Source organism: Stenotrophomonas sp. 59 (genome assembly GCF_030291095.1).
GTDB classification, from domain to species: domain Bacteria; phylum Pseudomonadota; class Gammaproteobacteria; order Xanthomonadales; family Xanthomonadaceae; genus Stenotrophomonas; species Stenotrophomonas maltophilia_Q.
In genome coordinates, this window is the sequence record NZ_CP127408.1 from 4,144,052 (window position 1) to 4,170,311 (window position 26,260).

Consider the following 26,260-nt stretch of genomic DNA (forward strand, 5'->3'; position numbering starts at 1 on the left):
CACGGTTCTCCCTCGCGCCGGCGGACCTGCCGGCGCCGACATTGAAGTGCCAGCAAGGATCAGTCCGTGGGCTTTTCGACGATCTTCATCCGCCGCCCGATCGCTACCTCGCTGTTGATGGCGGGCCTGTTGCTGCTGGGCATTCTCGGTTACCGCAAGCTGCCGGTGTCGGCGCTGCCGGAAATCGATGCGCCCAGCCTGGTGGTCACCACCCAGTACCCCGGCGCCAACGCCACCACCATGGCCTCGCTGGTCACCACGCCACTGGAGCGCCAGTTCGGGCAGATCTCCGGGCTGGAACTGATGACGTCGGACTCGTCGGCCGGGTTGTCGACGATCATCCTGCAGTTCTCGATGGACCGCGACATCGACATCGCCGCGCAGGACGTGCAGGCGGCGATCCGCCAGGCCACTCTGCCCTCGTCGCTGCCCTACCAGCCGGTCTACAACCGGGTGAACCCGGCCGACGCGGCCATCGTCACCCTGAAACTGACCTCCGACACGCGCCCGCTGCGTGACGTCAACAACTACGCCGACTCGATCCTGGCCCAGCGCCTGTCGCAGGTGCAGGGCGTGGGCCTGGTCTCGATTGCCGGCAACGTGCGTCCGGCCGTGCGCATCCAGGTCAATCCGGCCCAATTGTCGAACATGGGCCTGACCCTGGAGCAGCTGCGCAGCGCGCTCACCCAGGCCAACGTCAATGCGCCGAAGGGCTCGTTGAACGGCAAGACCCAGTCCTACAGCATCGGCACCAACGACCAGCTGGCCAGCGCTGCCGAGTACCGCGACACCATCATCAGCTACAAGAACGGCCGCCCGGTGCGGTTGTCCGACGTGGCCGAGGTGGTCGATGGCGTGGAGAACGACCAGCTGGCGGCCTGGGCCGATGGCAAGCCGGCGGTGCTGCTGGAAGTGCGTCGCCAGCCGGGCGCCAACATCGTGCAGACCGTCGAGCGCATCCGTGCGATCCTGCCGCAGCTGCAGGGCGTGCTGCCGGCTGACGTGCACCTGGAGATCTTCAACGATCGCACCGAGACCATCCGCGCCTCGGTGCATGAAGTGCAGTTCACCCTGATCCTCACCATCGGGCTGGTGGTGGCGGTGATCTTCGTGTTCCTGCGCCGGCTGTGGGCCACGATCATTCCTTCGGTGGCGGTACCGCTGTCGCTGGCCGGCACCTTCGCGGTGATGGCCTTTGCCGGCATGTCGCTGGACAACCTGTCGCTGATGGCGCTGGTGGTGGCCACCGGCTTCGTGGTCGACGATGCGATCGTGATGATCGAGAACATCGTGCGTTACATCGAGCAGGGCAAGAGTGGCAAGGAAGCGGCCGAGATCGGCGCACGCCAGATCGGCTTCACCGTGCTGTCGCTGACGGTCTCGCTGGTGGCGGTGTTCCTGCCGCTGTTGCTGATGCCCGGCGTCACCGGCCGCCTGTTCCACGAATTCGCCTGGGTGCTGAGCATCGCGGTGGTGCTGTCGATGCTGATCTCGCTGACGCTCACCCCGATGATGTGCGCCTACCTGCTCAAGCCCGACGCCCTGCCCGAGGGTGAGGACGCGCACGAACGCGCAGCGGCGGCCGGCAAGCAGAACCTGTGGACGCGCACCGTGGGCCTGTACGAGCACAGCCTGGACTGGGTGCTGGGCCACCAGCGCCTGACCCTGGCCGTGGCCGGTGGCGCGCTGGTACTGACCGTACTGCTGTACGTGCTGATTCCCAAGGGGCTGCTGCCCGAACAGGACACCGGCCTGATCACCGGCGTGGTGCAGGCCGACCAGAACATCGCCTTCCCGCAGATGGAGCAGCGCACCAAGCAGGTCGCCGAAGCACTGCGGCACGATCCGGATGTGACCGGCGTATCGGCCTTCATCGGCGCTGGCAGCATGAACCCCACGCTCAACCAGGGCCAGCTGTCGATCGTGCTGAAGGAACGCAGCCAGCGCGACGGCCTGGATGAGATCCTGCCACGCCTGCAGAAGGCGGTGGCCGGCATTCCGGGCGTGGCCCTGTACCTGAAACCGGTGCAGGACGTGACCCTGGATACCCGCGTGGCCGCCACCGAGTACCAGTACTCGCTGTCGGACGTGGACAGCGCCGAAGTGGCCAAGCAGGCCACGCGCCTGACCGAAGCGCTGCGCAAGCGCCCGGAGCTTGCCGACGTCGACAACAACCTGTCCAACCAGGGCCGTGCGCTTGAGCTGAACATCGACCGCGACAAGGCCAGCGTGCTGGGCGTGCCGATGCAGACCATCGACGACACGCTCTACGATGCGTTCGGCCAGCGCCAGATCTCGACCATCTTCACCGAGCTCAACCAGTACCGCGTGGTGCTGGAAGTGGCACCGGAGTTCCGCACCAGTACCGCACTGATGGAACAGCTGGCCGTCGCCTCCAACGGCGCCGGCGCGCTGACCGGTACCAACGCCACCAGCTTCGGCCAGGTCACCTCGTCCAACTCGTCCACCGCCACCGGCATCGGCGCGCAGAACACCGGCATCACCGTCGGCGCCGGCAACATCATCCCGCTGTCGGCGCTGGCCGAAGGCAAGGTCAGCAGCGCACCGCTGGTGGTCAGCCACCAGCAGCAGCTGCCGGCGGTGACCGTGTCGTTCAACGTGGCGCCGGGCTATTCGCTGTCCGAAGCGGTGCGTGCGATCCAGGAAACCAAGGACAGCCTGGACATGCCCACCCACCTGCATGCCGAGTTCATCGGCAAGGCCGCCGAGTTCACCGGCAGCCAGACCGACGTGGTGTGGCTGCTGCTGGCCTCGCTGGTGGTGATCTACATCGTGCTGGGCGTGCTCTACGAGAGCTACATCCACCCGATCACGATCATCTCCACGCTGCCACCGGCCGGTGTCGGCGCGCTGCTGGCGCTGATGCTGTGCGGCCTGAGCCTGTCGGTGGATGGCATCGTGGGCATCGTGCTGCTGATCGGCATCGTCAAGAAGAACGGCATCATGATGGTGGACTTCGCGATCGAGGCCCGCCGCGCCGGAGCCAACGCGCACGAGGCGATCCGCCGTGCCTGCCTGCTCCGCTTCCGCCCGATCATGATGACCACCGCCGCGGCCATGCTCGGCGCGCTGCCACTGGCGCTCGGCACCGGCATCGGCTCGGAACTGCGCCGCCCGCTGGGCATCGCCATCGTCGGCGGCCTGCTGCTGTCGCAGCTGGTCACGCTGTACACCACGCCGGTGATCTACCTGTACATGGAGCGCTTCTCCGAGTGGCTGGCGCGCCGCCGCGAACAGCGCGCGCTGCGCAATGGTTCGCTGCAGGAGCCGCAGGCATGATCCACGCCCCGCTGCTGCGGGGGACCGCACGATGAACCTGTCCGGCCCCTTCATCCGCCGCCCGATCGGCACCGCCCTGCTGGCCATCGGCCTGTTCATGGTAGGCCTGATCTGCTACCTGCGCCTGGGCGTATCGGCGCTGCCGAACATCGAGATCCCGGTGATCTTCGTGCATGCCAGCCAGTCCGGCGCCGATGCGGCGACCATGGCGTCCACGGTCACCGCGCCGCTGGAACGCCACCTTGGCCAGCTGCCGGGCATCGACCGCATGCGCTCGTCGAGCTCGGAAGGCAGCTCGCTGGTGTTCATGATCTTCCAGAGCGGCCACAACATCGATTCGGCCGCGCTGGACGTGCAGACCGCGATCAACTCGGCGCAGGCCGACCTGCCTTCGGGCATGGGCTCGCCGATGTACCAGAAGGCGAACCCGAACGACGACCCGGTCATCGCCATCGCGCTGACCTCGCAGACGCAGTCGGCCGACGAGCTGTACAACGTGGCCGACTCACTGCTGGCGCAGCGCATCCGCCAGATCAGCGGCGTTGCCTCGGTCGACATTGCCGGCGCCTCCACGCCGGCGGTGCGCGTGGACGTCAACCTGCGCCTGATGAACGCGCTCGGCCTGACCGCCGATGACCTGCGCAACGCCGTGCGCGCGGCCAACGTGACTTCGCCCACCGGCTTCCTCAGCGATGGCAACACCACCACCGCGATCATCGCCAACGATTCGGTGGCACGCGCCGCCGACTTCGCCGATCTGGTGGTCAAGACCCAGGGCGATGGCCGGGTGATCCGCCTCAAGGACATCGCCAACGTCTACGACGGCCAGCAGGACGCTTACCAGGCGGCCTGGTTCGACCACAAGCCAGCGGTGGTGATGTACGTGTTCACCCGTGCCGGCGCCAACATCGTGGAGACCGTGGACCGGGTCAAGGCACAGATCCCGACCCTGCGCGACTACCTGCAGCCGGGCACCACGATGACGCCGTACTTCGACCGTACGCCGACCATCCGCTCCTCGCTGCATGAAGTACAGATCACCCTGCTGATCAGCCTGGCGATGGTGGTGCTGACCATGGCGCTGTTCCTGCGCCGGCTGGCACCGACGCTGATCGCCGCGGTGACCGTGCCGCTGTCGCTGGCCGGTGCCGCGCTGGTGATGTACGTGATGGGCTTCACCCTGAACAACCTGAGCCTGCTGGCGCTGGTGATCGCGATTGGTTTTGTGGTCGACGATGCGATCGTGGTGATCGAGAACATCATGCGCCACCTCGACGAGGGCATGCCGCGCATGCAGGCCGCGTTGACCGGCGCGCGCGAGATCGGTTTCACCATCGTCTCGATCACCGCCTCGCTGGTGGCGGTGTTCATCCCGCTGCTCTTCGCCAGCGGCATGATGGGCGCGTTCTTCCGCGAGTTCACCGTCACCCTGGTGGCGGCGATCGTGGTGTCGATGATCGTCTCGCTGACGCTGACCCCGGCGCTGTGCAGCCGCTTCCTCAGCGCCCACGATCACGCTGCGCCGCCGTCGCGCTTCGGCCGCTGGCTCGATGCCGGCCACGAACGCATGCTGCGCATCTACACGGTGTTCCTCGATTTCTCGCTGCGCCACGCGCTGCTGATGTCGCTCACCCCGCTGATCCTGATCGGCGTCACCGTCTTCCTGTTCGGCGCGGTGAAGAAGGGCGCGTTCCCACCGCAGGACACCGGCCTGATCTGGGGCCGGGCCAACTCCAGCGCCACCGTGTCCTTCGAGGACATGGTCGCCCGCCAGCGACGCATCACCGACATGCTGATGGCCGACCCGGCGGTGAAGACCGTGGGCGTGCGCCTGGGCAGTGGCCGCCAGGGCTCCAGCGCACAGTTCAACATCGAGCTGAAGTCGCGCAGCGACGGCCGCCGCGAAACCACCGCGCATGCGCTGGCACGGTTGAGCGCCAAGGCCGACCGTTACCCCGACCTGCAGCTGCGCCTGCGCGCGATCCAGGATCTTCCCAGCAACGATGGCGGCGGTTCCAGCCAGGGCGCGCAGTACCGCATCTCGCTGCAGGGCAACGACCTGGCATCGCTTCAGGAATGGCTGCCAAAGCTGCAGGCGGAACTGAAGAAGAACCCGAAGCTGCGCGACGTCGGCACCGACGTGGACAACGCCGGCCTGCGCCAGAACATCGAGATCGACCGCGCCAAGGCCGCGCGCCTGGGCATCACCGTCGGCGCCATCGATGGCGCCCTGTACGGTGCGTTCGGCCAGCGCCAGATCTCCACCATCTACTCCGACATCAACCAGTACAGCGTGGTGGTCAACGCCCTGCCCTCGCAGACTGCCACACCGGCGGCGCTGGACGAGGTGTACGTGCGTGCGCGCAACGGCGACATGGTGCCGATCACCGCAGTGGCGACCCAGGTGCCGGGCCTTGCGCCGTCGCAGATCACCCATGAAAACCAGTACACGACGATGGACCTGAGCTACAACCTGGCGCCGGACGTGAGCATGGGTGAAGCCAAGGCGATCATCGATGCCACCGTGGCCGGCATGCGCATGCCGGGCGACATCCGCCTGGCCGATGACGCCGGCTTCGGCTTCAACTCCGACCCCAGCGACATGCTGATCCTGGTGCTGGCGGCGATCCTGACCGTGTACCTGGTGCTGGGCATGCTCTACGAGAGCCTGATCCATCCGGTCACCATCCTGTCCACGCTGCCGGCCGCGGGCGTGGGTGCACTGCTGGCGCTGTTCGGTACCAACACCGAGCTGTCGGTGATCTCGATGATCGCGCTGGTGCTGCTGATCGGCATCGTCAAGAAGAACGCGATCATGATGATCGACTTCGCGCTGGTGGCGCAGCGCGAGCATGGCCTGGCACCACGCGATGCTGCGCGCGAGGCCAGCATCGTGCGCTTCCGCCCGATCATGATGACCACGATGGTGGCGATCCTGGCGGCGGTGCCGCTGGCGATCGGCCTGGGCGAAGGCTCCGAGCTGCGGCGCCCGCTGGGCATCGCGATGATCGGCGGCCTGCTGTTCTCGCAGAGCCTGACCCTGCTCAGCACGCCGGCGCTGTACGTGATCTTCTCCTGCCTGGCCGAACGCTGGCGGGCACGTCGCGCACGCAAGCGCGAAGCGAGGCTGCTCAAGCGCGCGCAGCGCGCGTGATGGAAGGTGCCGGCCAGCGGCCGGCACTACCGCGGAACGCCATCCACGCATGGCGTGGATCTACGGGTAGAGCCGGCCGCTGGCCGGCTGCTTGGCCCTCCGGGTTTGACGCGCCGTAACGAAAAGAGAACAATTCTCATCCAGCCATGGTCCTGCGCCCCTCCGCGGCGCCCCGCTGCCATCTCCGGCCAGCCTGCGTGATCCCAGCCACTGCCCCTTCCCCCACCTGTGGGCGGATGGCCTGTGGCCCCCCGCCGAGGATCACCGAACCATGCCATCGCACCTGCTGTGCCGCCCGGCCCTGCTTGCCATTTCCCTGTCCGTGGCGTGTGCCGCGCACGCTCAATCCGCACCGGACCGCGGCAACCGCAGTGCCACCGAACTGGATGCGGTCAAGGTCACCGCCGAACGCACCCACGCCGACGCCGGCGCCCTGGGTGATCGCGCCCTGCGCGACACCCCGTTTGCGATCACCGCCGTGGGCCGCGAGCAGATCGAACAGCGCCAGGTGGTCTCGTTGGGCGAAGCGTTCCTGCTCGACCCTTCGGTCACCACGCAGGTCAGCGCCTATGCCAGTGGCTGGAGTTCGCCGATCCGCAACCGTGGCATCGACCTGAACTTCGACAGCTATCGGGTCAATGGCCTGCAGGTCTCTTCCTGGGGCACCGAATGGCCGCTGGAAGTGATGGAACAGGTCGATCTGCTGAAAGGCCCGGGCGGATTCCTTTACGGTTTCGGCGCACCCGGTGGCATCGTCAACTACATCACCAAGAAGCCGACCGATACACCCACCTTCTCCGCCCAGCTGGGCTGGCGCGAGCAGGGCATCGTCAGTGGCGGCATCGATGCCGGTGGTCGCTTCGGCAACGAGCAGATGTTCGGCTACCGTTTCAACGCCTACCGGGAAAAGGGCGAGACCTTCAACGGGGGCCGCGTGGACCGCAAGGTCGGCGCACTCGCTTTGGACGCACGGCTGACTGATCGCCTGACCTGGACCCTGGATGGCGTCTTCCAGTCGCGCGATCTCAGCGGCGAAGCGCCGCAGTACTACTTCCGCGGCCTGACCTCGGCGCCGCGCCCGATTGCCGGCGACGTCGACAATGGCGTGCCCGGCACCTACTACGACACCCGATCGAGCCTGCTGTCGACGGCACTGAACTGGCAGATCAACGGCAACTGGAAGGCCAATCTGAGCTACGGCGTCACGACTTCGTGGAACGACGTCAACAAGATCTTCGCCTACATCGATGATCTCAACGGCGACTATGACGTCAACGTCTACGAACTGGGCGGCAAGAGCGAGTGGAAGCTGGCCCAGGCGATGCTGCAGGGCAGCTTCCGCACCGGTCCGCTGCAGCATCAGGTGGTGGCAGGCATCAGCCACCAGACCGGGCTGGGATGGGACCGCCCCTACGAGTGGAACCCCATCGGCCGCGCCAACCTGTACCAGCGCCACGCCATCCGCCACGACGCCGTCGGTTCACGAGTGATGACCCGTGGCGACGAGACCGTGCAGCAGGCGGTGTTCGCAAGCGATACGGTGAACCTCGGTGGCGGCTGGTCGGTGCTGGCGGGCTGGCGCTACAACGACTTCGAAACCAAGGGGCGTTACCACACCTACCCGGTCACGCCGACCTACGCCGTGATGTTCAAGCCCAGCGAGGCGGTCACGCTGTATGCCAGCTACATCGAATCGCTGGAAGCCGGCAGCCGCGTAGGCAGCAGCTACATCAACGCGGGCGACGTGCTCGACCCGACCATCAGCAAGCAGTACGAGATCGGCGCGAAGGTCGAGGCAACGCGCTGGAACGCGAACCTGGCAGCGTTCCGGCTGGAGCGTGGCGCCAACATCGATGAGCTCACGCCTGCCGGCAAGCGCCTGGTGCAGGACGGCATCACGCTGTACGAAGGCATCGAAGCCAGTGCCGACCTGCACCTCAACGATGCCCTGACGGTCGGCGGTGGCGTCACCTGGCTGGACCCGACCTACGACAGGCTGTCGCCGGCCAGCGCCGCACAGGAAGGCAACCGTACCGCCGGTGCCGCGCGCTGGAGCGGGGTCGTGCACGCCACCTACCAGCTGCCGTGGGTGGACGGCCTGGAAACGTATGCGGCCGTGCGCTACTACGGCGATGTCTGGTACGACGCCGACAACACCCTGAAGCTGCCCGACTACACGCTGGTGAATGCCGGCGTCGGCTACCGCCTGCTTGCCTCGGGCCACCCGGTGACCCTGCGTGCCAGCGTCGAGAACCTGGCCAACCGGAAGTACTGGTCCAACGCCGGCGCCGGCCTCCCACGCACCCTGGCTCTGAGCGTGCGCTGGGAGATGTAACCCAACCCCGGTAGCGCCAGGCCGTGCCCGGCGGTTTTGCCTGTCCGCCGCTCATGGCGCGGCGCTACCGGATTCGGTGGGTGCGGACCGTTGGTCCGCACATCGGTCGGCACATCAATCAGCACGCGGCCCCCCATTTCACGCGCCCCCCGCAATAATGGTGGGAGATCCTTCCACCGAGCCTGCATGTCCGCCCGCCAATCCCGCCTCAGCCGCCTGTGGGCCCACGAGAAGGCCAGTTATGGCCTGCGGGTGTTCATCGCCCTGACGGCGGCGCTTGCCGTGTGCTGGCATCTGGACGCGCTCACGGCGCTGCCCGGCGTGTTCCTCGGCATCATCGCCAGTGCCATCGCCGAGACCGACGACAACTGGTGGGGCCGGACAAAGGCGGTACTGCTGTCGCTGCTGTGTTTCTGTATCGCTGCAGCCTCGGTGATCTGGCTGTTCCCGTGGCCATGGATCTTCATCGGCGCGCTGGCACTGTCCACCTTCTGCCTGACCCTGCTCGGCGCGCTCGGCGAGCGCTACGCATCCATCGCCCAGGCCACGGTAACGCTGGCGATCTACACCATGATCGGCCTGGAGCAGCATGGCGCCACCGATCTGCACAGCGCGCTGGACGCCGTCAGCCACCTGCTGGCAGGTGCCGTCTGGTACGGACTGCTGTCGATCCTGTGGACCGCACTGTTCGCCAACCGCCCGGTGCGTGAGCGCGTGGCGCGGCTTTACATCGAACTGGGCCGTTACCTGCAGCTGAAGGCCGCCCTGTTCGAGCCGGTACGTGAGGCCGACCTGCAACGCCGCCAGCTCGATCTGGCCGAGCAGAACCGGCGCGTGGTCGGCGCGTTGAACGAGGCCAAAACGGCGATCCTGGCCCGCTTCGGCCGCTCCGGCAGGCCCGGGGTGAACTCAGGCCTGTACCTGCGCCTGTACTACATGGCGCAGGATTTCCACGAGCGCGCCAGCTCCTCGCACTACCCGTATGGCGCGCTGGTCGACGCCTTCTTCCACAGTGACGTGCTGTACCGCTGCCAGCGCCTGCTCGACCTGCAGGGCCAGGCCTGCGCGCGGCTGGGCGAGGCGATCCGCCTGCGCCGTCCGTTCGTGTATGGCGAAAGCAACCAGCAGGCCGGGCGCGACCTGGCCGATGCGCTGGCCTACCTGCGCGACCAGCAGCGCCCACAGTGGCAGCGCCTGCTGGGTTCGCTGGACCTGCTGGTGCACAACCTGCGCAGCATCGAGCGCCGCCTGCTGGACGCCGAACGCTCCGAGGCCAGCCTCGACAATGTCGATACGCGCCTGCGCGACAGCAACCCGCACACCCTGCGCGAGATGGGCGTGCGCCTGCGCCAGCAGCTCACGCCCGGCTCGGTGCTGTTCCGCCATGGCCTGCGCATGGCGCTGGCACTGATCGCCGGTTTCGCGGCCATCCGGCTGTTCAACGCACAGAACGGCTCGTGGGTGCTGCTGACGATCGTATTCGTGTGCCGGCCCAACTTCGGCGCCACCCGCCAGCGCCTGGCGCAGCGCATCGTCGGTACCGTGGCCGGCCTCGTGCTCACCTGGGCGCTGCTGCAGCTGTTCCCGCAGCTGCACGTGCAGCTGCTGATCGCGCTGCTGTCGGCGCTGCTGTTCTTCTTCACCCGTACCGATCGCTACCTGGTGGCATCGGCGGCGATCACCGTGATGGCCCTGACCTGCTTCAACCTGATCGGCGATGGCTTCGTGCTGATCGTGCCGCGCATGGTCGATACGCTGCTGGGCTGTGCGATCGCCGCCGCCGCCGCGTTCCTGATCCTGCCCGACTGGCAGGGCCGCCAGCTGCATCGGGTGCTGGCGCGGGTGCTGGATACCGCCGCGCGCTACCTCGATTCGGTGCTGGGCCAGTACCGCAGCGGCATGCGCGATGACCTGGCCTACCGCATCGCCCGCCGCGACATGCACAACGCCGACGCCGCGCTGTCCACCGCACTGTCGAACATGCTGCGCGAACCCGGCCACGTGCGCCGCAACCTGGATGCCGGCTTCCACTTCCTGGCGCTCTCCAACACGCTGCTTGGGCACTTGTCGGCGCTGGGTGCGCACCGCGACCAGGTGGACAGCTACGCCGGTGATCCACTGGCCCTGGCTGCCGGTGATCGCGTGCGAAAGGCACTGCAGCAGCTGGCGGCGGCGCTGGCCGCCCGACAGCAGGTCGCGGAAGATGACAACGACGCTGATCGTGCGGTGGCCGCCGAGCTGGAACAGATCGATGAGGCGATGCCGCCGAAGCTGCAGCTGATCCGCACGCAGATGGCGCTGGTGCTGCGCCTGCTGCCGAAGGTGCGGGCCGCGGCCAATGAGGCGGTGCGTACGCTCACCTGACATCGGTAGCGCCGGGCCATCCCCGGCGGATGCCGGTTCCGGCAACGTGGCGAGGCCGCCGGGCATGGCCCGGCGCTACCAGCAACGCAACAGCGCGTTGCGCCTGGCGCTGCATCCCGATCACGTTCCCGCGCGGATACTGGGTGATCCCCTGCTCCTGGACTCCCCCATGAAGATCGAACTCGCCGGCCGTACCGCGCTGGTCACCGCTTCCACCGCCGGCATCGGCCTGGCGATCGCCCAGGGTCTTGCCGCAGCGGGTGCGCGGGTCATTCTCAATGGCCGCAGCACCGACAGCGTCGAACGCGCCCGCCAGCGCCTGCTCGCCGCCGTTCCGGGTGCCGAGGTGATCGGCGTCGCCGCCGACCTCTCCGATGCAGCCGGCGTCGATACCCTGCTGGCCGGCCTGCCCAAGGTCGACATCCTGGTCAACAACGCCGGCATCTTCGGCCCCGAGGACTTCTTCGAGACCGAAGACGCCACCTGGGAGCGCTACTGGCAGACCAACGTGATGTCCGGCGTGCGCCTGTCGCGGGCGCTGCTGCCGGCGATGGTGGCAGCCGGTTGGGGCCGCGTGTTGTTCATTTCCTCCGAATCGGCACGCAACATTCCGGCCGACATGATCCATTACGGGGTCAGCAAGACCGCGCAGCTGTCGCTGTCGCGCGGCCTGGCCAAGCGCGTGGCCGGCAGTGGCGTCACCGTCAATGCGGTGCTGCCCGGCCCAACCCTGTCCGACGGCTTCGCGGCGATGTTCGAAGATGAACGCCAGCGCAGTGGCAAGCCGCTGGAGCAGATCGGCCGCGAGTTCGTCATGGCACACCGGCCGTCTTCGGTGATCCAGCGCACTGCCACGGTCGAAGAAGTGGCCAACATGGTGGTGTACCTGGCGTCCCCGCAGGCTTCGGCCACGTCCGGTGCGGCACTGCGCGTGGATGGCGGCGTGGTCGACGATATCGTCTGAGATCGATGGAGGTGTGCGGACCAACGGTCCGCACCCACCGCCATGGGGTCTGGGTAGATCCACGCCATGCGTGGATGCGCCCCACCGCAGTCCCGACACACGGGCAGGAATGCTAGGCTGCGCCGGTCAAGGAGGTTCCATGTCCGGTCACAACCAGTTCGCCCTGCTGCGCCAGCGCCGTTTCCTGCCGTTCTTCGTCGTCCAGGCGCTGGGTGCGTTCAACGACAACGTGTACCGGCAGGCGATCATCAGCATGTTGCTGTTCATGGCCGTGCCGGAGGAAGAACTGGGGTTGTACGCCACGCTGGCACCGGCCATCTTCATCCTGCCGTACTTCCTGTTCTCGGCACTGGCCGGGCAGATCGCTGACAAGCTGGAAAAATCGCGGCTGATCGTGATCACCACCACCATGGAGATCGTGATCATGTCGCTGGCCGCTACCGGCTTCCTCACCCAGAGCCTGCCGGTGTTGCTGGTGGCGTTGTTCTGCACCGGCATGCAATCGACCCTGTTCGGCCCGGTGAAATATTCGGTGCTGCCGTCGGTGCTCAAGCCCGAGGAACTGACCGGTGGCAATGGCCTGGTCGAGATGGGCACCTCGATGTCGATCCTGTCCGGCATGATCGTCGGCGGCCTGGTGTTCACCGTCGCCGGCAGTCATGGCACGGTGGTGGCCGCGTGCGCGATCATCGCGCTGGCGATCTGCGGCAACATCGCCGCACGGCTGATTCCCAGGGTCGATGCCGGCGATCCCAACCTGAAGATCAACTGGAACCCGCTGCCGGAATCGCTGGCGGTGCTGCGCATGGCGCGCCAGCAGAAAGCGGTGCGCAATTCGATCCTGGGCGTGTCCTGGTTCTGGTTCGTCGGTACCGTGCTGACCTCGCAGTTGCCGGCCTACGCAGTCACCAATCTGGGGGGCGAGCCGACCCTGTACATCTTCGCGCTGGCCCTGTTCTCGGTCGGCACCGGCGTCGGCTCGCTGCTGTGCGAGAAGCTGTCGGCACGCACGGTTGAAATCGGCCTGGTGCCGCTGGGTGCGTTCGGCATGACCGCCTTCCTGCTTGACCTGTACTTCGCCCGCAGCGGCGAGGCGACCGCGCACGGGCTGACCGTCGGCACGTTCCTGCAGCAACCCGGCAGCATCCGTATCGTCATCGACCTGATCGGCATCGGCCTGTTCACCGGCATCTTCGTGGTGCCGCTGTTCGCGCTGATCCAGAGCCGCACGCCGAAGGCGCAGATGTCGCGTGTGTTCGCCGCGCTGAACATCCAGAATTCCGGCTTCATCGTGGGTGCGGCCCTGCTGTCGCTGGCCGCGCACAAGCTGCTGCACTGGACCATCCCGCAGCAGTTCCTGGCGCTGGCCATCGCCAACGCGCTGGTGGCGATCTACATCTTCACCATCGTCCCCGAATTCCTGATGCGCTTCCTCAGCTGGCTGATGGTGCGCACCCTGTACCGGCTGCGCCCGCACGGCATCGAGGCCAACGTGCCCGACGAAGGCGCCGCGCTGCTGGTCTGCAACCATGTCAGCTACATGGACGCACTGATCCTGTCGGCGACGATCCCGCGCCCGGTGCGCTTCGTCATGTACTACAAGATCTTTAACATCCCAGTGATGCGCTGGATCTTCCGCACCGCCAAGGCGATCCCGATTGCCGGTGCACGCGAGGACCCGGCGCTGATGCAGCGCGCGTTCGATGAAATCGACGCCGCGTTGGCGGAAGGCGAGCTGGTCTGCATCTTCCCGGAAGGCGCACTGACCCGCGACGGGCAGATGGCCCCGTTCAAATCCGGCGTCGAGAAGATCCTCGAACGGCGCCCGGTGCCGGTGGTGCCAATGGCCCTGCGCGGGATGTGGTCGAGCATGTGGAGCCGGCGCGACAGCCGCCTGGGCCGCATGCGGGTGCCGCGCCGTTTCCGCGCCACCGTCGAAGTGGTGGCGGCACCGGCCGTGGATGGCCACACCGCCAACGCCCAGGCGCTGGAAGCCCAGGTGCGGGCCCTGCGCGGCGATCACGCCTGACGGAATCGGCCCGCCAGGCGACCCTGCGGCCTGCCCCGCATACGCCACCGTCCAGTGGCGAACACGGCATGCCGTGCGTGTAAACGCATACATGCAACGCCGGTTGCGGTAGATTACGCACCCACAGGGGGGAGGTTCGGCCGATTCACCAAGGCCGGCCACCAAGGAATGGAGTCTCGCTTTGAATCAACCACCACCGCTCAGCCGTCCGGTCTACATCCCCAACCATCTGGTCTGGGCGATCCTGACGACGCTGTTCTGCTGCCTGCCGTTGGGCGTGGTGTCGATCGTCTATGCCTCCCAGGTCGATGGCCGCCGCGCGGCCGGCGATCTGCCCGGGGCTTACAGCGCGTCGCGCAAGGCGGGCTGGTGGGCGGTGGCTTCGGCCGTGGCCCTGCCGGTCCTGTTGTTGTTGTGGTTCGGGCTGTTCGGCGGCTTGGCCGTACTGGGCGCTCTTTCCGACCAATGATTCACCACCACCACCCATCAAGGAGCTTGAACCCATGAATACCGCCACTCCGCAGGTCCCGAACAACCTGGTCTGGGCGATCCTGACCACCCTGTTCTGCTGCCTGCCGGCCGGCATCGTGTCGATCGTCTACGCCGCCCAGGTCAACGGCAAGCTGGCCGCTGGCGACATCGCCGGCGCTCAGGACTCCGCCGCCAAGGCCAAGAAGTGGGCCATCTGGTCGGCCATCGCCTGGGCCGTGCTGGTCGTGCTGTACGTGCTGTTCTTCGTTGTGCTCGGCGGCATGGGCGCGATGAGCAACAGCGGCTACTGATACGCCTGGACGGATCCGGCGCCTGCGCCGGATCCGTTGTTGCATGTCCGCGCTTCCCATCCGTTCCCGACTCGCCCGCTGGGCGCCGCTGCTGGTTTCCGCCGGCTTGGCCGCAGGTGCCACGGTGGTGCTGCGCAACGTCAATCCGTATGTCGCCGGCAATCCGCTGCCGAGCTGTCCGCTGTACGCGCTGACCGGCCTGTACTGCCCGGGCTGTGGCAGCACGCGCTGCCTGTATTCCCTGGTCCACTTCGACCTGCCCGGCGCGATGGCGATGAACCCGTTGCTGGTCATCAGCCTGCCGTTCCTGTTGTTGATGCTGCTGAACATCGCCGGCATCCGCCCACGCGTGCTCGACCCGCTGATGCGGGTACTGGCCAATCCCACGTTCTGGCTCTGGGTACTGCCCGGGTATGCGCTGCTGCGCAACCTGCCGTGGGCACCGTTCACCGCGCTGGCACCGGTCTAGGATTCCAGCCAACGGCGCAGCCCCTCGTGGTGGGCGGCGTTTGTCGATCATGGGATTGGCCGGGCGGGTGGACTGCGCAGGGGTCGCTGCAAGTACGTCCATGTAAGCTCGGTCGCCGCATCCATGCGGCTCACGCCCCTGCGCAGCCCACCCACCCGGCCACGGACAGTTTCCGTGTACGTCCACCACGGAAAAGAAAGAGAAGATCAAAAGCGGAAGCGGATGGCTTCGCTCTGCATCCACGCATGGCGTGGATCTACCGTGTCGACCAAGGTCGACACCTACCAACAGCCGCCGGAATCTGTCGGAGGTGGGGCGGTGTGGGGCTGCAGGACCGTTGGCGCCATGGATGGCGCCATCGAGCCCCCAGGGACGGGTTTACGGCGTGTCCTGCAGCCTCACACCGCCCCGCCCAATCAACAGCAACCCAGAGCCGCTGTTGCTGTTGCTGTTGCCTCTGCAGGTGCAGGGCTGCAAGCCCTGCAAAGCAACTACGTCACCCAGCCTGCAATCACCAGCAAGGCAAGGATCGCCAGCCACAGCAGCAGCATCCGCCACACCAGGCTCATCGCATCCCGCAGGTCCGGCAACCGCTGCCACACCGGCAACAGCCCTGCCTCGGTGTAATCGTGCGCGTCTTCGCGCAGTTCGGCATTGACGCTGGCCCGCGCCACCGCGCCCAGGAAGCCGATGTTGCCTGCCAGGCGCTCACCGTGCGCCTGGCGCCAGGCCTTCCACGCCGTATCGAAATTGCCGACCAGCGCCATCGAGAACGCCATCAGCTGCGCCACCGGCCACTCGATCCAGCCCAGCAGGCGCTGCGCCAGCGCCAGCGGCTCCACCGGCACGCGTGCGCGCATCGGGCTCTCCGCCATCAGCGCCAGCAGCCGGTAACCCAACGCGCCGGCCGGGCCCAGCAGCAGGAACCAGAACAACACCGCGAACCAGCGCCGCAGTGCGTTGAGCACCGTCGCCTCGACCAGCGACGGAATGTCTTCGCGCAGGCTGCCGCCGGCCGACTGCAGGTTGCGCACTGCGGCCTGCCGCGTCGCTGCATCGTCGGCATCGATGATGGCCTCGATATCGCGGTCCAGGTCACGCGGGCCCCAGCACCAGGCCAGCACCGCCACGCCCAGCAACAGCGACGGCAGGCCGAACAGTACCCCGCGCAGCAGCCAGGCCAGCAGGCCCATCAGCAGCAGCGGCGGCAGCAGTGCCAGGGCAACGCCCGCCGGCCCCTGCCAGGCCTTTCCACCACGCGCATCCAGCCAGCCCAACCAGCGCCGGAAGCCGTCGAAACGGCGCAGCGAGGCAGCAGCAGCCGGAGCGACATGGCCCAGGGCCAGTGCGACCAGCACGGCGGCCAGAGTGGTGAACATGGCGGGTCTCCCTACGAAACAGATCGCTCGGCGTCGCTACCTTACCTGTCGCAGCGGCGCCCTCAGCGGTGAACCGGACTGTAACCCGTGCCGTGTTCAGGTGGCGGCAATACAGGCGCCCCCACCGGCCTGGCTCAGCCCTTCTGCTGCCGGTACCAGTGCTCGATCAGCCCTCGCGAAATCGAGATCGGCGGTGACAGGCGGATACCCTCGCCATCGTCCAGGTCATCACGTGCCAGCGCGGCACCGACCTCCTCGGCACTGAACCAGCGCGCGTCCTCCAGTTCACCATCCACGGTCGGCAGATCGGCGTGCGCCTGAGCGCGGAAGCCAACCATCAGCGCACCCGGGAATGGCCAGGGCTGCGAACCGAGGTACTGGCAGGCGGTCACCCGCACCTTGCTCTCCTCGTGGACTTCGCGCACCACGGTCTGCTCGAAGGTCTCGCCCGGTTCGACAAAGCCGGCCAGCACCGAGTAGCGACGTGGCGCCCAGTTCGACTGGCGGCCGAGCAGCAGGCGGCCCTGGTTTTCAACCGCCACGATCACAGCGGGGTCGACACGCGGGTAGTGCTCGGTGGAACACTGCGCGCAACGCCCCACGAAGCCGCCGCGGGCGAACGCCACGGCACCACCACATACGCCGCAGAAACGGGTGCGCGAGTGCCAGTAGGACATGCCACGGGCGTAGCTGAAAGCGGTCGCATCAGCCACCGGCCACAGCAGGGCGGCCTGGCGCAGGTCGAGGCGACGTGGTGCGGTGACGGTGACGCTGGCGGCTTCAACCGAGAACCACGCTTGTTCCCCGCGCAGGCCGAGGAAGATCGCGGAGCCGGGACCGCCACCGATGTCGGCGCCGGTCAGCGCCAGCGGCTGGTCGTCATCGCCGGTGAAGGCGCTGCCGTCCTGATCGAGCACCAGAATGCGCGCGCCCGGCCACAGGCGCGCCAGTGCATCGGCATCCTCGCGCAGGGCATCGGCGCGCTCCAGCGGTTCGCCCACGAAGGCGAAACCGGAAAGCGGCGAAGGAGTATTGGGCATCCGGCAAGCGTGCCGCCAATCGATGCAGGTGGCAAGATCGGCACTGTGCGCAATCGGCTGTTGTGGGCGCGGAGGCACAGAGCATCCACGCATGGCGTGGATCTACTGATCCGCTCTGGTGGGTGCCAACCTTGGTTGGCACATCCCGGCCACAAGGCTCTTACATGCTGAAGCTGCTGCCGCAGCCGCAGGTGGTCTTCGCGTTCGGGTTGCGGATCACGAACTGCGCACCGGTCAGGCTCTCGGTGTAGTCCACCTCGGCGCCCATCAGGTACTGCAGGCTCAGCGGGTCGACCAGCAGGGTCACCCCGCTGGTCTGCACCGCCAGGTCATCGTCGGCACGGTTCTCGTCGAACTCGAACCCGTACTGGAAACCGGAACAGCCGCCGCCTTCGATATACACGCGCAATGCCAGGTCGGGGTTGCCCTCTTCCTGGATCAGGGATTTGACCTTGGCGGCCGCCGACTCGGTGAAGTTCAGCGGGCGCTCCAGCGACTGGTAATCGGGCGCGGCGGCCGGGGTGGCGCCGGGCAGGGAGACTAGCGTGCTCATGCCGTCAGCATGGGGGCGCCGACGATGGCTTTCAAGCCATCGCTTCGGCCAGCTTGCGGCGTGCGGCAGTGTCGCCCTTGCCACCATTGGCGTCGTCGCCTTCCGGGGCCGGCAGGGCCGCCATCGGCGCGCTGGCATGGATCAGGCGGCCGTTCAGCTGGGCGCCCGCATTCATCTCCACCACCTGGTAATGGACGTTGCCGTTGACCCGCGCGCTCGGAGTCAGCTCGACCTTCTCGGTGGCATGCACGTCGCCATCGAGGCGACCGCTGATCACCACCACCTGGGCGCGGATCTCGCCCTCGATCACGCCATGCTCGGCGACCGTCAGGGTCGCGCCGCTGGCGCCTTCGGCGGCGATCACCTTGCCGTGGATGCGGCCTTCCACGTACAGGCCACCACTGAATTCCACATCGCCGCGGATCACCACCTGGTTGCCGATCAGGGCATCCACCACCAGCTGGCCTTCACGGTTGGATTTGCTGCTTCCGAACATCTGCCTACTCCCCTTTGCTGGCCGGCGCACCGGCTTGTTTCCAGTCGAATACCTGGGTGGTACCCCCCGTACCACTCCCCAATGTCACCCGCACGCGTTGCGGGGTGAAGTCAGCCGGCAGCATCACGCTGCCGGTGATCTGCTGGAAGTACCGGAACGAGTAATCCTGTCCCGGCACCTTGCTGCGCTGGTGCAGATCATCCCAGCTGATCGTGGCCAGCTTGCCGTTCTTCACGCCTTCCACGGTGAAACGCATCTGCCCCTGGCTGATGGCACCGCGGTTGAGGTTCTGGGTCAGCACGGCGGTGTACTGCCAGGTGCCGGCCGCTTCCGGGCTGAACTCGATCGAATGGGTGTTCAGGCCCTTGCGCTGGCTGGTCGAGCCCACCAGGCGCTCATAGAAGGCGACGTCGGCACGCAGGCCGGCGATTTCCTCATCGCGCTCGGCCAGCGAGGACTGCACCTCGGTATTGGCGGCGCGGCTGATGCGATCGGAAGCTTCCAGCGTGGCCTGCTTCTGGCGCAGTTCGGTCAGCTGTGCCTGCAGCGTCTCGGCGCGCTTCTCGGCGGCCTGCAGGCGTTGGCCCTGCGCATCACGCGGCGTGGCCATCCAGCAGCCGCCCAGTACCGCCAGCACCAGGCTGAGCAGCCAGATGCCGCCGATCACCAGCAGGCGGCGGCGGTCGGCCGGCGGTTGTGGCGCGCCGGGCAGGCGGACCTGCACGCGCATGGGAGGACGGTTGGTCATGGGTGAATTCCGGGGCATCGCGAGGGCGACACCGGTACGGCCCCTGTGGCAAACGACGGGCTAGTGTATGACAGGACGGGCAGGTTTCCTGCGCACTGGCCGGCCACGGTCTGTGGCGTTCAGGCACGCCATCGCCGATAGTGTGGCCCCCTGCACAGTTCCGTCGCCGGAGCACCGCCATGACCGAAGCCCACCTGTTCGTGATCGGCATCCTGCTGGCCTGGCTGGCCGGCATCCGCGTCTACCTCACCGTGTTCGGTGTCGGTCTGGCCGGCCTGCTCGGCTGGGTCGACCTGCCACCGGCCCTGCAGGCCACCGAATCGTGGTGGGTGCTGGGCACGTCTGCGGCACTGGCGGTCACCGAGTTCTTCGCCGACAAGATTCCTGGCGTGGACTCGGCCTGGGACCTGGTACAGACCCTTGCGCGCGTGCCCGCCGGTGCCTTCCTCGCCGCGGCCACACTGTCGCCGGACGGCCAGCTCGGCACCGGTGCACTCGCCGCCGGTGCGGGTGTTGCGCTGGCCAGCCATGGCTTGAAAGCCGGCACCCGTGCCCTGCTCAACACGTCGCCGGAACCGGCCAGCAACTGGGTAGCCTCCGCCGCCGAGGACACCGTGGTGATCGGTGGCCTGGCCCTGGCCCTGGCACACCCGTGGATCGCGCTGATCGTGGTGCTGGCCTGCAGCCTGGCCGGCGCGCTGCTGGTGTGGCTGGTCTGGCGCGCCCTGTGGAAGGGCGTGCGCTGGCTGGCACGCACGGCGTCGCCCGACGGTCCGCGCCAGCCCGGCACCGGTTGATCGCCGGGCTTGTCGCATAATGGACGCGAACACCAGGAGCACCGATGGCCGCAAACGAATCCCCCGCGGGCGCCCGCCCGGGACGCGCTGAAACCCCTCCGGCCGATCATTGGCAACGCTGGACAGCTGAACCGGCGAGCGCCGTCGCCGCAGCGCCGGCAGCGGTTCCGCCGCTGGCCGGCTCCGACGCACCCGCATCGATCGGCAGCGCACCGCCGCCGCTGCCCGGCCCATCCCTGCTGGCCGAGGCCGGCGGCAATGACCCGGCACCGCTGCACTCCGATTCGCCCTACCGCGTGCTGATCGTCGAGGACGACCGCGCCCAGGCCCTGTTCGCACAGAGCGTGCTGCACGGTGCCGGCATGCAGGCGATCGTGCACAGCGATGCCGATGACGCGCTGCAGGCGATCAAGGAACATCGCCCTGACCTGATCCTGATGGACCTGCACCTGCACCTGCCCGGCCTGGACGGCATGCGCCTGACCGCGCTGATCCGCCAGCAGCCCGGCCTGCAGCTGCTGCCCATCGTGTTCCTCAGTGGCGACCCGGACCCGGAACGCCAGTTCGAGGTGCTCGACAGTGGCGCCGACGACTACCTGAGCAAGCCAATCCGCCCGCGCCACCTGATCGCCGCCGTGGCCAACCGCATCCGCCGCGCGCGGGCGCAGGCCGCAACCCTGCCCGGCGTATCCGGCACCCCGGCCACCAGCAATCCGGAAACCGGGCTGCCGACGCGGCATCACGTGCTGCAGCAGCTCAACGCCGCGCTCGCCCACCGCGACCAGGGCGGCGTGCTGTTCGTCGAGATATCCAGCGCACTGGGCCTGCGCGAGCGCTATGGCTATGCCGCCTTCGAGCGCCTGATGGTGCAGGCCGGGCAACGCCTGGCAGAAGCCGGCCACCCGCACCTGCTGGCGCGCCTGAACGACAACAGCTTCCTGCTGCTTGCGCGCAATGTCAGCGAGGACAGCCTGGAAGGCATTGCCGCTGCACTGCGCGAGCAGTTGTCGGCGCGGGCCTTCGTGATCCGCGATGACGAATCCGTGCACCTGCGCGGCGTGGTCGGCTATGCACCGCTGTCGCCGGGCTTCGACGATGCCAACAGCGCGCTGGAAGCGGTCGAGCGCACCACCCTGCAGGCACGCCTGCTCAGCGCCGGCGTGGCCGGCCACGTGCACCGCGACGTGATCAGCGAGCAGGAACACCTGGCACTGCTGGAAGGCCAGCTTGAACTGGCCTACCAGCCGATCGTCGCCGTCGCCGGCGGCAATACCGCGCAGTACCAGCTGCTGCTGCGCCTTCGCCAGGCCGACGGTACGCTGCTGGCGGCAGGCCAGGTGATTCCGGCCGCAGAGGCTGCCGGGCGCATCGCCGATCTCGATCAGCAGGTGATGGACCATGCACTGGGGCTGCTCGACCTGTACCGGCACGCGACGCAACCGCTGAACCTGTTCGTCTCGCAGTCACTGCGCACGCTGCAGCGCGATGCCTTCGCCGACTGGCTGCTGGAATCACTGCAGCAGCGCGGCCTGCCCGGCAGTGCGCTGGTGATCGACGTGCGCCTGCCGGATGCGCTGATCCACACCGTGCCGCTGCAGCAGTTCTGCGAACGCATGGCAGGGGCCGGCGTACGTTTCTGCCTGAGCCAGTTCGAACCCGGGGGCGAAGCCGATGCGCTGCTGACGCAGCTGCCGTTGTCGTTCGTGCGCATGGCCGCGCGCTTCTCCAGCAGCCATTCCAATCCGGCCACCCGCGAAGAGCTGCGCCGGGCAATCGAGCGGGCGCACGCCGCCGGGCAGCAGATCATCGGCCAGCAGATCGAAGATCCGCAGGCCGCCGCCGCGATGTGGGTGGGCGGTGTCGACTACATCCAGGGCAACATGGTGCAGTCTGCCGGCAGCGATCTGAACTTCGACTTCCACAACGCGGTGCTCTGACGTGCCGATGTGGGTCGCGCTGCTGGTTGCCCTTGCCGCGGCCTCCATCACGGCGCTGCTGTTGGGCCTGCGGCTGCGCGCGCGCAGCCATGCACTGGCCCTCCTGCAGCGTGAGCGCAGCGCGTTGGCCAGCGAACGTGACCAGCTGCGCCGCACCACCGAACGCCAGGAGCAGCTGGAACAGCAGCTGCTGCAGGCCAAGCAGGCCGCCGAGGCAGCGGTGCTGGCAAAGGGTGAGTTCCTGGCCACGATGAGCCACGAGATCCGCACGCCGCTCAACGGCATCCTGCCGATGCTGGAGCTGATCGCGCGTGGCCCGCTGGGCGAGGACCAGCGGCAGATGCTGGCCACCGCCTCGGCCAGCTCGCAGCAGCTGCTGCGCATCGTCGACGACATCCTCGACTACTCGCGGCTGGAAGCGCAGGCACTGGAACTGGAGATCACCAGCTTCAACCTGCGCGACCTGCTTGATGGCGTGGTGCAGCTGATGCAGCGCGCCGCCGACGCCAAGGGCCTGTCGCTGGGGCTGCAGCTGGACCCGTCGGTGCGCCTGCCGGTGCGTGGCGACCCGGTACGACTGCGCCAGGTGTTGAGCAACCTGCTGGCCAACGCGATCAAGTTCACCGCACGCGGCCAGGTGCAGCTGCGCGTGCAGCGCCTGGGCGAAGGCGTGGCACAGCACCAGCTGCGCTTTGAGGTCATCGACACCGGCATCGGCATCGACGAGGCACTGCAGGCGCGCCTGTTCCAGTCCTTCAGCCAGGCCGACGCCTCGACGACCCGCATCTACGGTGGCACCGGCCTGGGCCTGGCGATCTGCAAGCGCATCATCGACCTGATGCACGGGCGCATCGGCGTGCAGTCCACGCCCGGCCAGGGCGCCACGTTCTGGTTCGAGATCCCGTTGTTGAAGGTGCCCGGCGACCTGCCGGCCATGGCGCGCACGCCAGACTCGCTGCTGCTGTTCAGCAGCGATGCAATCCTGCTGGCACGCATCGAGCGCATCGCGGCCCATCATGGACTGCTGGTGCACGCCATGGCGCAGCTCGATGCCGTGGTCGAGCGCCTGCGCGCGATGCCGAGGCCGGGGCAACCGGCACCGGCGTGGCTGCTGGTCGATGCACGTGCCCGCCGCATCGGTGAAGCGACGCTGCAACAGGCGTTGGCCGAACGTGGCGAGGACGACGCCCTGCAGGTGCTGTGGCTGCAGGACGATGCCCTTCCGGCGCACCCGCGCCAGCGGCAGCTGCCCTCGCATTTCGACGACGCTGCGCTGCATGCACTGCTGGCTGCACCGGCCGCGCATGCGCGCCCTGCCGCGCTGCTGGCCAATGCCGAACAGGGGCAGCCCACGCCCACGCTGCCGGCGCTGCACCTGCGCGTGCTGCTGGTGGAGGACAACACGGTCAACCGCATGGTGGCCGAGCAGCTGCTGCGCGTGTTCCAGTGCGAGGTGCGCAACGCCACCGATGGCGAGCAGGCATTGCTTGCCCTGCGCGAGAGCGACGTGGATGTGGTGCTGATGGATTGCCAGATGCCGGTGCTGGACGGTTATGCCGCCACCCGCCGCTGGCGCGCCGAGGAAGTGGAGAGCGGGCGCCCGCGCCTGCCGATCATCGCGATGACCGCCAATGCCATGGCCGGTGACCGTGAGCGCTGCCTGCAGGCTGGCATGGACGACTATCTGTCCAAGCCGATTGCACGTGCCACCCTGCATGCGCTGCTGCAGCGCTGGGGGGGCGGGAAAGCTGCATCACCTGGGCGGCCTTCTGTAGAGCCGACTGTAGAGCCGGGCCATGCTCGGCTGACGGCCAACGACAGTCGTACTCCATCCGCCGAGCATGGCTCGGCGCTACAGACCCCGGAAAAACAGGTGGCGCTGCCACCGCAACCGGTACTGGACCGCGACGTGCTGGACGAGCTGCACGCGGCGATCGGCGATACCGCCATCCAGATCATCTCGGTATTCCTGGAGGATGCGCCGGCGATGGTGCAGCAACTGCAGCAGGCCGCGCAGGCCGGCGACGAGCCCCACCTGCAGGCCGTCGCGCACAGCCTCAAGTCATCCAGCGCGAACGTGGGCGCACTGTCGCTGTCGGCAGTCGCGCAGCGCATCGAGCACGAAGCCCGCAGCGGCAGCCTGCAACGCCCCGCAGTGGCGGTGGCGCTGCTGGTTGCGGAATTCGCCCGTGCGCGCGTGGCACTGACGGGCTACCTGGCACAGCATCGCGCCGGCCAGGCCGGCTGACTCACTCTTCCAGCTTGCTCAGCAGGTACTTCGGTTCGCCGATGCGCTCGATCAGGTCCAGCTGGGTTTCCAGCCAGTCGATGTGCTCTTCTTCCGAATCGAGGATCTTCACGAACAGCTGGCGGCTGACGTAGTCGCCGACCGAATCGGAATAGGCCACGGCCTCGCGCAGGGTGACCACGCCATCGCGTTCCAGCGACAGGTCGCACTGCAGGATCTCGGTCGGGTTCTCGCCGATGCGCAGCTTGCCCAGCGCCTGGAAGTTCGGCAGGCCTTCGAGGAACAGGATGCGGTCGGCGAGCATGTCGGCATGCTTCATCTCGTCGATCGATTCCTTGTACTCGTGTTCGGCCAGTTCCTTGATGCCCCAGTTCTTCAGCATCTTGGCGTGCAGGAAGTACTGGTTGATCGCGGTCAGCTCGTTGTAGAGGACCTTGTTGAGGAATTCGATGACCTTGGTGTCGCCCTTCATGGGGATGCTCCTGCACGCTGAAAACGCAGGCACTTTAACGCCTTGCGTGCGGTCGTGAAGGAACGCGAATCGTGCGCATTGGCCTGTGCGGCCGCACGTGAAGGATGCGGAAGCGCGGCGTCAATGCGCCGCGAAGAAGCGATCAGGCGACCTGGGCCAGGCCCAATACCGGCAGCGGCAGATCGTGGGTGGCACGCGCCTTGGCCAGCAGGTCGCCGGCCATGTCCAGGCAGGAACCACAGGTAGCGCCGCAACCGGTACGCATGGTCAGTTCGGCCACCGAGGTGACGCCATTGCTGGCGGCTTCGCGGATCTGGTGGTCGGTGACTCCGTTGCAGATGCAGACGTACACAGGCGTGGACCGGGCTGACAGGCCAGAAGCGGCCTGTTGGCTATTCCAATGGAAACGAGAATGGTTGTCAATCAGAGACCTGAACCATTCTCGATACCGTTCAGCCCGTCAGCTGGCCGGGCCATCGCCCGTGGCTTTCTTCGGCCAGTAGCCGCGGGTCCGCGGGCGCTTGCGTGGGCGGTCATGCCCGGCGGTATGGCCCGGCATCCAGGCCTCGGCGGCGCTCTTGGGCATGGCGGTGACCCCCTGCCCGGCCACCCCGCGCGCCAGCGGCGCCAGATGTCGCAACGCACGCGCATAGACGCCACGCTTGAACATCACCACATGCTCCACCGGGTACCAGAAGTCCACCCAGCGCCAGTGGTCGAACTCGGGCGAGTCGGTGTGATCCAGCTTCACGTGGGATTCGTCGCCGGTCAGGCGCAGCAGGAACCAGACCTGCTTCTGGCCGATGCAGACCTGCCGCTCGTTGCGGCGGATGGCCCGCGCCGGCAGCTTGTAGCGCAGCCAGCCGGGTGTCGCCCCGAGCACTTCCACATGCTCAGGCAGCAGGCCGGTCTCTTCCTGCAGTTCACGATACATGGCCTCGACAGGCGTCTCGTCGGTGTTCATGCCACCCTGCGGGAACTGCCAGCCATCCCGGCGCACGCGTCGTGCCCAGAACACCTGGCCGTCCTGCCGCATCAGCACGATGCCGACGTTCGGTCGATAGCCGTCCGGATCGATCACGATGCGGACTCCTAAGAAAATCTACTGGCCGGGACTATCCCATGCCCTCTGTCGGCCCACAAGCACGACACAAAAGTGTTGACAGCGGAGATACACATCCGCAGAATAGCGG

At 67.4% G+C, this 26,260-nt stretch carries 20 protein-coding genes; 12 read left to right on the top strand and 8 right to left on the bottom strand.

The genetic code is table 11. The annotated features are described in order from the left end of the window. Positions 1 to 66 precede the first annotated feature (66 nt). The 9 genes from QP552_RS19015 (at position 67) to QP552_RS19055 (ending at position 15,397) form a co-directional block, all read left to right on the top strand. Entirely contained in the window at positions 67 to 3,300 is a 3,234-nt protein-coding gene (locus QP552_RS19015; RefSeq protein ID WP_111113242.1) for an efflux RND transporter permease subunit, read from the top strand. 31 nt (positions 3,301 to 3,331) lie between these two features. Then, positions 3,332 to 6,454, top strand: a complete 3,123-nt coding sequence (locus QP552_RS19020; RefSeq protein ID WP_286074369.1) for an efflux RND transporter permease subunit — start codon at positions 3,332 to 3,334, stop codon at positions 6,452 to 6,454. Between the two features lie 271 nt (positions 6,455 to 6,725). After that, positions 6,726 to 8,789: a TonB-dependent receptor gene (locus QP552_RS19025; protein WP_286074370.1), complete on the top strand. Its 2,064-nt coding sequence runs from the start codon at positions 6,726 to 6,728 to the stop codon at positions 8,787 to 8,789. 186 nt (positions 8,790 to 8,975) lie between these two features. Next, the gene (gene yccS, locus QP552_RS19030) at positions 8,976 to 11,153 is read left to right on the top strand and encodes a YccS family putative transporter (protein ID WP_106551069.1); all 2,178 of its coding nucleotides are present in this window, start codon (positions 8,976 to 8,978) and stop codon (positions 11,151 to 11,153) included. A 169-nt stretch (positions 11,154 to 11,322) separates the two neighbouring features. Further along, on the top strand, positions 11,323 to 12,117 hold the full coding sequence (locus tag QP552_RS19035; protein ID WP_106551068.1) for an SDR family oxidoreductase: 795 nt from the start codon (positions 11,323 to 11,325) through the stop codon (positions 12,115 to 12,117). A gap of 139 nt (positions 12,118 to 12,256) precedes the next feature. Then, positions 12,257 to 14,146 (top strand): MFS transporter, encoded by a 1,890-nt coding sequence (locus QP552_RS19040; protein WP_286074371.1) that lies wholly within the window; start codon positions 12,257 to 12,259, stop codon positions 14,144 to 14,146. A 181-nt stretch (positions 14,147 to 14,327) separates the two neighbouring features. Then, complete coding sequence (locus QP552_RS19045) at positions 14,328 to 14,615, top strand: CD225/dispanin family protein (protein ID WP_005419784.1); 288 nt, start codon at positions 14,328 to 14,330, stop codon at positions 14,613 to 14,615. 34 nt (positions 14,616 to 14,649) lie between these two features. Then, positions 14,650 to 14,928 carry a CD225/dispanin family protein gene (locus tag QP552_RS19050; RefSeq protein ID WP_005411298.1) on the top strand — a complete coding sequence of 93 codons (279 nt, stop codon included), beginning with the start codon at positions 14,650 to 14,652 and terminating at the stop codon, positions 14,926 to 14,928. Between the two features lie 43 nt (positions 14,929 to 14,971). Next, on the top strand, positions 14,972 to 15,397 hold the full coding sequence (locus QP552_RS19055) for a DUF2752 domain-containing protein (RefSeq protein ID WP_106551066.1): 426 nt from the start codon (positions 14,972 to 14,974) through the stop codon (positions 15,395 to 15,397). A gap of 491 nt (positions 15,398 to 15,888) precedes the next feature. On the opposite strand, the gene ampE is transcribed toward QP552_RS19055, so the two are convergent. The 5 genes from ampE to QP552_RS19080 all read right to left on the bottom strand — a co-directional run bounded on the left by ampE (position 15,889) and on the right by QP552_RS19080 (position 19,613). Further along, a complete protein-coding gene (ampE, locus tag QP552_RS19060; RefSeq protein WP_099554100.1) occupies positions 15,889 to 16,776 on the bottom strand; it encodes a regulatory signaling modulator protein AmpE in 888 nt (295 codons plus the stop codon). Positions 16,777 to 16,910: 134 nt separating this feature from the next. Continuing rightward, a complete protein-coding gene (nudC, locus tag QP552_RS19065) occupies positions 16,911 to 17,816 on the bottom strand; it encodes an NAD(+) diphosphatase (protein ID WP_111113247.1) in 906 nt (301 codons plus the stop codon). A 160-nt stretch (positions 17,817 to 17,976) separates the two neighbouring features. Then, complete coding sequence (gene erpA / locus QP552_RS19070; protein ID WP_106550933.1) at positions 17,977 to 18,369, bottom strand: iron-sulfur cluster insertion protein ErpA; 393 nt, start codon at positions 18,367 to 18,369, stop codon at positions 17,977 to 17,979. 31 nt (positions 18,370 to 18,400) lie between these two features. Continuing rightward, on the bottom strand, positions 18,401 to 18,865 hold the full coding sequence (locus tag QP552_RS19075) for a polymer-forming cytoskeletal protein (protein WP_099554096.1): 465 nt from the start codon (positions 18,863 to 18,865) through the stop codon (positions 18,401 to 18,403). A 4-nt stretch (positions 18,866 to 18,869) separates the two neighbouring features. Next, positions 18,870 to 19,613: a DUF6776 family protein gene (locus QP552_RS19080; protein ID WP_100442148.1), complete on the bottom strand. Its 744-nt coding sequence runs from the start codon at positions 19,611 to 19,613 to the stop codon at positions 18,870 to 18,872. 179 nt (positions 19,614 to 19,792) lie between these two features. Here QP552_RS19080 and QP552_RS19085 point away from each other — a divergent pair, with 179 nt between their 5' ends. The 3 genes from QP552_RS19085 to QP552_RS19095 are packed head-to-tail and all read left to right on the top strand — an operon-like array spanning position 19,793 to position 24,595. Beyond that, entirely contained in the window at positions 19,793 to 20,410 is a 618-nt protein-coding gene (locus QP552_RS19085; RefSeq protein WP_286074372.1) for a DUF4126 domain-containing protein, read from the top strand. Between the two features lie 44 nt (positions 20,411 to 20,454). Continuing rightward, on the top strand, positions 20,455 to 22,347 hold the full coding sequence (locus QP552_RS19090; RefSeq protein ID WP_286074373.1) for an EAL domain-containing protein: 1,893 nt from the start codon (positions 20,455 to 20,457) through the stop codon (positions 22,345 to 22,347). Position 22,348: 1 nt separating this feature from the next. Next, positions 22,349 to 24,595, top strand: a complete 2,247-nt coding sequence (locus tag QP552_RS19095) for a hybrid sensor histidine kinase/response regulator (RefSeq protein WP_286074374.1) — start codon at positions 22,349 to 22,351, stop codon at positions 24,593 to 24,595. 1 nt (position 24,596) lies between these two features. Here the strand turns inward: QP552_RS19095 and bfr are convergent, their stop codons facing one another. The 3 genes from bfr to QP552_RS19110 all read right to left on the bottom strand — a co-directional run bounded on the left by bfr (position 24,597) and on the right by QP552_RS19110 (position 26,148). Next, the gene (bfr, locus tag QP552_RS19100) at positions 24,597 to 25,067 is read right to left on the bottom strand and encodes a bacterioferritin (protein WP_005419804.1); all 471 of its coding nucleotides are present in this window, start codon (positions 25,065 to 25,067) and stop codon (positions 24,597 to 24,599) included. Positions 25,068 to 25,209: 142 nt separating this feature from the next. Then, entirely contained in the window at positions 25,210 to 25,419 is a 210-nt protein-coding gene (locus tag QP552_RS19105; RefSeq protein WP_049426881.1) for a bacterioferritin-associated ferredoxin, read from the bottom strand. Between the two features lie 108 nt (positions 25,420 to 25,527). Next, positions 25,528 to 26,148 carry an RNA pyrophosphohydrolase gene (locus tag QP552_RS19110; RefSeq protein WP_005411310.1) on the bottom strand — a complete coding sequence of 207 codons (621 nt, stop codon included), beginning with the start codon at positions 26,146 to 26,148 and terminating at the stop codon, positions 25,528 to 25,530. Positions 26,149 to 26,260 lie beyond the last annotated feature (112 nt).

Coding starts and splice junctions, on each gene's coding strand:
- QP552_RS19020 (WP_286074369.1), top strand. CDS start 3,332: ATGAACCTGTCCGGCCCCTTCATCCGCCGCCCGATCGGCACCGCCCTG.
- QP552_RS19025 (WP_286074370.1), top strand. CDS start 6,726: ATGCCATCGCACCTGCTGTGCCGCCCGGCCCTGCTTGCCATTTCCCTG.
- yccS (WP_106551069.1), top strand. CDS start 8,976: ATGTCCGCCCGCCAATCCCGCCTCAGCCGCCTGTGGGCCCACGAGAAG.
- QP552_RS19035 (WP_106551068.1), top strand. CDS start 11,323: ATGAAGATCGAACTCGCCGGCCGTACCGCGCTGGTCACCGCTTCCACC.
- QP552_RS19040 (WP_286074371.1), top strand. CDS start 12,257: ATGTCCGGTCACAACCAGTTCGCCCTGCTGCGCCAGCGCCGTTTCCTG.
- QP552_RS19050 (WP_005411298.1), top strand. CDS start 14,650: ATGAATACCGCCACTCCGCAGGTCCCGAACAACCTGGTCTGGGCGATC.
- QP552_RS19055 (WP_106551066.1), top strand. CDS start 14,972: ATGTCCGCGCTTCCCATCCGTTCCCGACTCGCCCGCTGGGCGCCGCTG.
- ampE (WP_099554100.1), bottom strand. CDS start 16,776: ATGTTCACCACTCTGGCCGCCGTGCTGGTCGCACTGGCCCTGGGCCAT.
- nudC (WP_111113247.1), bottom strand. CDS start 17,816: ATGCCCAATACTCCTTCGCCGCTTTCCGGTTTCGCCTTCGTGGGCGAA.
- erpA (WP_106550933.1), bottom strand. CDS start 18,369: ATGAGCACGCTAGTCTCCCTGCCCGGCGCCACCCCGGCCGCCGCGCCC.
- QP552_RS19075 (WP_099554096.1), bottom strand. CDS start 18,865: ATGTTCGGAAGCAGCAAATCCAACCGTGAAGGCCAGCTGGTGGTGGAT.
- QP552_RS19080 (WP_100442148.1), bottom strand. CDS start 19,613: ATGACCAACCGTCCTCCCATGCGCGTGCAGGTCCGCCTGCCCGGCGCG.
- QP552_RS19085 (WP_286074372.1), top strand. CDS start 19,793: ATGACCGAAGCCCACCTGTTCGTGATCGGCATCCTGCTGGCCTGGCTG.
- QP552_RS19090 (WP_286074373.1), top strand. CDS start 20,455: ATGGCCGCAAACGAATCCCCCGCGGGCGCCCGCCCGGGACGCGCTGAA.
- bfr (WP_005419804.1), bottom strand. CDS start 25,067: ATGAAGGGCGACACCAAGGTCATCGAATTCCTCAACAAGGTCCTCTAC.